This is a genomic window from Streptomyces sp. NPDC059371 (genome assembly GCF_042751995.1).
Lineage (GTDB): Bacteria > Actinomycetota > Actinomycetes > Streptomycetales > Streptomycetaceae > Streptomyces.
Genome location: NZ_JBHYXD010000013.1, coordinates 67,805 through 73,539 on the forward strand (window position 1 = coordinate 67,805; position 5,735 = coordinate 73,539).

The 5,735-nt window shown below is 73.0% G+C and carries 5 protein-coding genes; 3 read left to right on the top strand and 2 right to left on the bottom strand.

The annotated features are described in order from the left end of the window. Window positions 1–210: 210 nt before the first annotated feature. Window positions 211–1,539, top strand: coding sequence for a wax ester/triacylglycerol synthase family O-acyltransferase (locus ACFXGX_RS10500; RefSeq protein ID WP_384787874.1), 1,329 nt, complete (start codon window positions 211–213; stop codon window positions 1,537–1,539). Between the two features lie 102 nt (window positions 1,540–1,641). Further along, window positions 1,642–3,156: an SDR family NAD(P)-dependent oxidoreductase gene (locus ACFXGX_RS10505; RefSeq protein ID WP_384787688.1), complete on the top strand. Its 1,515-nt coding sequence runs from the start codon at window positions 1,642–1,644 to the stop codon at window positions 3,154–3,156. Window positions 3,157–3,180: 24 nt separating this feature from the next. Here ACFXGX_RS10505 and ACFXGX_RS10510 read toward each other — a convergent pair whose 3' ends face one another. Further along, on the bottom strand, window positions 3,181–4,002 hold the full coding sequence (locus ACFXGX_RS10510) for an SDR family oxidoreductase (RefSeq protein WP_384787691.1): 822 nt from the start codon (window positions 4,000–4,002) through the stop codon (window positions 3,181–3,183). 176 nt (window positions 4,003–4,178) lie between these two features. Next, window positions 4,179–4,850: an HD domain-containing protein gene (locus tag ACFXGX_RS10515; protein ID WP_384787694.1), complete on the bottom strand. Its 672-nt coding sequence runs from the start codon at window positions 4,848–4,850 to the stop codon at window positions 4,179–4,181. A gap of 527 nt (window positions 4,851–5,377) precedes the next feature. Between ACFXGX_RS10515 and ACFXGX_RS10520 the strand changes: the two genes are divergently transcribed. After that, window positions 5,378–5,554, top strand: coding sequence for a hypothetical protein (locus tag ACFXGX_RS10520; protein ID WP_384787697.1), 177 nt, complete (start codon window positions 5,378–5,380; stop codon window positions 5,552–5,554). Window positions 5,555–5,735: the final 181 nt, after the last annotated feature.

Genomic DNA, 5,735 nt, shown 5'->3' on the forward strand with positions numbered 1-5,735 from the left:
CGTGTGAGACGCCCGGCCCCGCGCGCTGCCGCCCTCGCTCACCCCCGAGCGAGCCCGCGCGGGCTCCTGAGTGTTACCGGACCCCCGCCGGCGAGCGGGGGGCCGGGACTTAATGCGCTGTTAACTGTGCGTAACTTGATCGTACTTGACCGTAATCACCAGTCCGGGTTTGACTGCATGTCCACCCGTCGTCGACGCGAGAGCAGCCCCTTGATCTCCGACCTCCTCGCACCACTCGACCTGGCGTTCTGGAACATCGAGTCCGACCGGCACCCGATGCACCTCGGAGCACTCGGTGTCTTCGCCGCGCACTCGCCCACCGCCGGCGCCCATGCCGCGGACCTGCTCGCGGCCCGCGCCGCCGCCGTTCCCGGGCTGCGCATGCGCATCCGCGACGTCTGGCAGCCCACCGCCCCGCTCGCCTTCGGCGGCGCCGCCCGCGAACCCGCGCCCGACTTCGAGCCGCTGGACCACGTCCTGCTGCACAAGCCGACCGCCGACTTCCACGCCGAGGCCGGGCGGCTCATGGAACGCCCGCTGGAGCGCGGCAGGCCGCCGTGGGAGGCGCATGTGCTGCCCGGCGAGGACGGCACGTCCTTCGCGGTGCTCTTCAAGTTCCACCACGCGCTCGCCGACGGACTCAGGGCGCTGATGCTCGCCGCCGCCATCATGGACCCGATGGATCTGCCGGAACCCCGTCCGCGTCCCGCGGAACCGTCCCGGGGGCTCTTCCCGGACGTCCGCAAGCTGCCCGGGCTGGTCCGCGACACCCTCTCCGACGTGAGCCGCGCCCTCGACATCGGCGCCTCGGTGGCCCGCGCCACCCTCACCGCGCAGTCCTCGCCCGCCCTCACCTCCGCGCCCACCGGCACCCGGCGCACGACCGGCGTGGTGGTCGACCTCGACGACGTGCACATCGTCCGCAAGACCGTGGGCGGCACCGTCAACGACGTCCTGATCGCCGTCGTCGCGGGCGCGCTGCGCCGCTGGCTCGACGAGCGCGGCGACGGCAGCGAGGGGGTCTCCCCGCGCGCCCTGATCCCCGTCTCCCGGCGCCGCCCGCGCACCGCGCAGCCGCAGGGCAACCGGCTCTCCGGCTACCTGATACGGCTTCCCGTCGACGACCCGGACCCGCTCGGGCGGCTGCGTGCCGTACGGACGGCGATGGACCGGAACAAGGACGCCGGACCCAACCGGGGCGCGGGCGCCGTCGCGCTGCTCGCCGACCACGTGCCGCCGCTCGGACACCGGATCGGCGGACCCGTCGTGGGCCAGGCCGCCCGGCTGCTGTTCGACATCCTCGTCACCAGCGTGCCGCTGCCCAGCCTCGGCCTGAAGCTCGGCGGCTGCCCGCTCACCGAGGTCTATCCGTTCGCCCCGCTGGCCCGCGGCCAGGCCCTCGCGGTGGCCGTCTCGACGTACCGGGGGAAGGTCCACTACGGGCTGGTCGCCGACGCCGAGGCCGTCCCGGACCTCGATCTGCTGGCCCGTTCCCTTGCCGAGGAGGTGCGCGTACTGATCACCGCCTGCACGCCATGATCACGACGGGTTTGGTGCCGCGCGCGATTGGTCCGTAAAATTCCGCCTTCGAAAGCGAGCGCGGTTCGAACGCGGCGCACCACCCGAGGAACGGCAGCAGCGATGACGGTGACAGAGGACGGCCGGGCGACCCCCGCCGTGGACACGACAGATGTGGCGGACGTCGCGTTCGGTCCCGGCATCGACCCGGAGCGGCTGGCGGTCTGCCTCGGCGTGCTCGACGAACTCGAGAAGATCGAGGTCGACCACCCCGACGCGATCGCCGTGCGCCGCGCCACCGCCGGCATCTACCGCATGGTGAAGCAGCGCCGCCGCCAGGAGCGCCGCGCCGCCAAGACGGCCCACGACAAGCTGGTCACCGAGTCCACCGCGACCGGTTCCGCCCAGCGCATCGACGACGAGACCGAGGGCATCCTCCCGTCGTCGGTGACGGAGGAGGGCAGGATCGCGGGCATACTCCAGCGCCCGCGCTCCTGCTACACCTGCAAGACGCGGTACGTCGAGGTCGACTACTTCTACCACCAGCTCTGCCAGGACTGCGCCGCCCTGAACCGCTCGCGCCGCGACGCCCGTACCGACCTCACCGGCAAGCGGGCGCTGCTCACCGGCGGCCGCGCCAAGATCGGCATGTACATCGCGCTGCGCCTGCTGCGTGACGGCGCGCACACCACGATCACCACGCGCTTCCCGAACGACGCGATCCGCCGTTTCAAGGCCATGGACGACTCGGCGGACTGGATCCACCGCCTGGAGGTCGTCGGCATCGACCTGCGCGACCCGGCCCAGGCCGTCGCCCTGGCCGACCGCGTCGCCGAGCAGGGCCCGCTCGACATCCTGATCAACAACGCCACGCAGACCGTGCGCCGGCTGCCGTCCGCGTACGCCGCGCTCGTCGAGAGCGAGAGCGCCCCGCTGCCCGCCGGTGAACTGCCCGCCCAGCACGTCATCGGCGCCTTCAACTCCGGCGCGGTCGACGGACTGCAGGCGCTGCCCGTCGGCGTCTCCGGCCTGGAGGCGCAGAAGGTGGCCGACCTCGCCCTGGTCGCCGGCAACGCCAGCGTGGTCCGCCACCGCGAGGGCACCGCCATCGACGCGGGCGGCCTGCTCCCCGACGTCGTCGACAGCAACACCTGGGTGCAGACCATCGAGCAGATCTCCCCGGTCGAGCTGCTCGAGACCCAGCTCTGCAACTACACGGCGCCATTCATCCTGATCAGCAAGCTGCGGCCGCAGATGGCCGAGGCCGCCCGCACGGCGTCCACCGGGCGCGCGTACGTCGTCAACGTCTCCGCGATGGAGGGCGTGTTCGGCCGCGGCTACAAGGGTGCCGGTCACCCGAACACGAACGCCGCGAAGGCCGCCATGAACATGGTGACCCGTACCAGCGCCCAGGAGATGTTCGAGACCGACGGCATCCTGATGACCTCGGTCGACACCGGCTGGATCACCGACGAGCGCCCGCACTACGACAAACTGCGCCTGGCCGACGAGGGCTTCCACGCCCCCCTCGACCTCGTCGACGGCGCCGCCCGCGTCTTCGACCCGATCGTCCGCGGCGAGCTGGGCGAGGACCTGTACGGCGTCTTCCTGAAGGACTACACGCCCGGCAAGTGGTGAGCCTCCGGCCAGGACGGACGCGCCCTACGGCGCGGACCCTCGTACCCCGGGGGTCCGCTGCCGCAGCCGTTCCTGGACGGGCGCGGCGGGGGAGCCGGTGTAGGCCGCCCGCACGCGCGTGCCCCCGTCGACCAGCAGGTCGGCACCGGTGATCCACCCGGCCGCGTCGGAGACCAGCCAGGTCACGGCGGCGGCGACGTCCTCGGGCCGTCCGATACGCCCGAGCGGGAGCGAGGCGCCCAGTCCGGCCTCGGCGCCCTCCCACACGAAGCGGGCCATCTCGGTACGGACGAGGCCGGGGGAGACCGAGTTGACCCGCACCTTCGGGGCCAGCTCGCCGGCCAGTTGCCGGGTCAGATGGAGCAGGGCGGCCTTGCTGGTGCCGTACGCCCCGATCTGCGGGCCGACGTGTGCGGCACCCTCCGTGCAGACGTTGACCACGGACCCGCCGTGCTCGCCCATCCAGGACCGCCAGGCGTACTGCACCAGTCGCAGCGGCGCCTCGACGTTCACGGCGAACGCCTCGCGCCAGCGTTCCGGGTCGGCGTCCATGAGCGGGCCGTAGGGCTGATTGGTCGCCGCGTTGTTGACCACGACGTCCAGGCGTCCGAAGGAGCGCAGCGTCAGGCCGGTCAGTTCCCTCAGGTGCGCCGCGTCGGTGACGGAACCGGCGAGCCCGATGCCGCCGACCCGCTCGGCCGCGCGCCGCACCGCGTCCGGGTCCCGCGCGCTCACGCACACCCGGACACCCGCTCCGGCGAGCGCCTCGGCGACGGCGAGACCGATTCCGCGCGAGGCGCCGGTGACGACGGCGGCCCTGCCCTCGAGTCCGTACGGCGACGTCATCCGCGTACCGTCTCATGACGGGCCGTCAGCCGACAGCCCTCCGAGCCGACCGCCGCTGACCGCTGACCGCTGACCGCTGACCGCTGACCGCCGAACGCCGAACGCCGAACGCAACGCCGGACGCCGGACGCCGAACGCGGCGAACGCGGTGGGCGCGGGCCGCGCGGAGCCGGCCGTCAGTCGGCGGCGCCCAGCCGCGCGGAACGTTCCGCCAGTCCCGCCGCCGGCCCCGGGCGTCGCGGATGCCGTGCGCCGGTGTGGTCGCCCGCCCACGCCGAACGCTCCGCCACCAGCTCCAGCAGCGTGCGCCAGTCCTCCATGTCCCCGGCGTACAGACCGGGTACCCGGCCGGCGTCGTCCGCCTGCCGCAGGGTCACCGCGTCCTCGGCCAGCGGGTCGTGCCCGAACGCGGCCGCCTCCTGGCGGGTCATCGCGCCGCCCGGGACGGCCGGGGTGAGCGGTCCGCGCGGGGCCGGTCCGTGGCCCGTCGAGCCGGCCGCGAGGTAGCGGCCCGCCGCGACGTGCAGCCGGACGAGTCCGGAGACCCGCTCGCCGAGGAGCGGCCGTACCGCGTCGGCGGCGAGACCGGCGTGCCCGGCCTCGTCACCGGGCCTGAGCAGATGCCCGATGTCGTGCACCAGGCCCGCGACCTGGAGTTCCTTGTCGCTGGGGTGGCCCCGGCGCAGGAGCGCGGCGGTCTGCAGGGCGTGGTCGTGCAGATCGACGGTATCGCCGGCGGGCGGTCCTCCGCCCGGGCGGAGCCGGGAGTGGGCGAGCTCGGAGGCGCCGTGGACGCCCCGGCACGCGTGCAGCAGATCCATCAGCTCCTCGACGCCGCGCAGCTCCATGCGTCAGTCCTCCCGCGAGAAAGGCCGTTGCCGTGCGACAGCACAGCATGGCCTCCTTGCGAACCGGCCAACGGGACCTGAACTGCGTGACGTCTTCGGGCCGGCCGCGCGCGACGGCCGTCGGCCGATGGTGACTCAGTCCTGCCCCCGGGCGACGCCGACGCCCCCGTCCAGGGGCGATATTGAGCCGAATGGGTGGTCGCGAAGAGGGCATCATGTTTCAAATCGCCGCAGATCGAGGCTTGATGGAGCCTGGATGACGTGTGACAGTAACCTCACGTTTTCAGCCCCATAGAGCGGGGGCCTGCTCATTTGGTTAGGCTGTAGCCGACGGACAGACTTACTGGGGTCCACCCACACCCACGGTCCGTCCCGGGACATGCCGGTCACCACGGCCTGCTCTCACACGAGTTACCGGCGCCACCGCGTCCCTAACTGCTTCGACTCAGACCCGAGCGGACGTCAGGCGACCCGAGAGCACCGGGCCCTAGCGTCCCGAGGGTGACCCGACACATAAGGAGTGCGCGGTGACACCAGAGAAGACGAATCTCGATCAGGACCCCAAGGAACGCACGGACCGCCTCGGCGCTGGGTCCGACACCAAGCTCGGAAGCCTGGACGTGTGGGCCAGGTCCGCTCCCATCCGCCTCGCGGGCTACGAGGACGACCTCGCGGAGCCCCACATCCTGCCGAGCGTCGACTGACCGACGCCAGGAGCCGGCGCGAGCGAGGACGGCACGGGAGTGCCGGACCCGCGTTCACGCCGAGCAGGAGAAGCCGCGGGCGGAAAACCGCCGCCGCGTCGGGTTTGGTCGGCAACAACCGCCCCGCCGCCCCCCCCGCGGCGCCGGGCCCCCCCCCGGCGGGCCCCCCGGCCCCCAACCC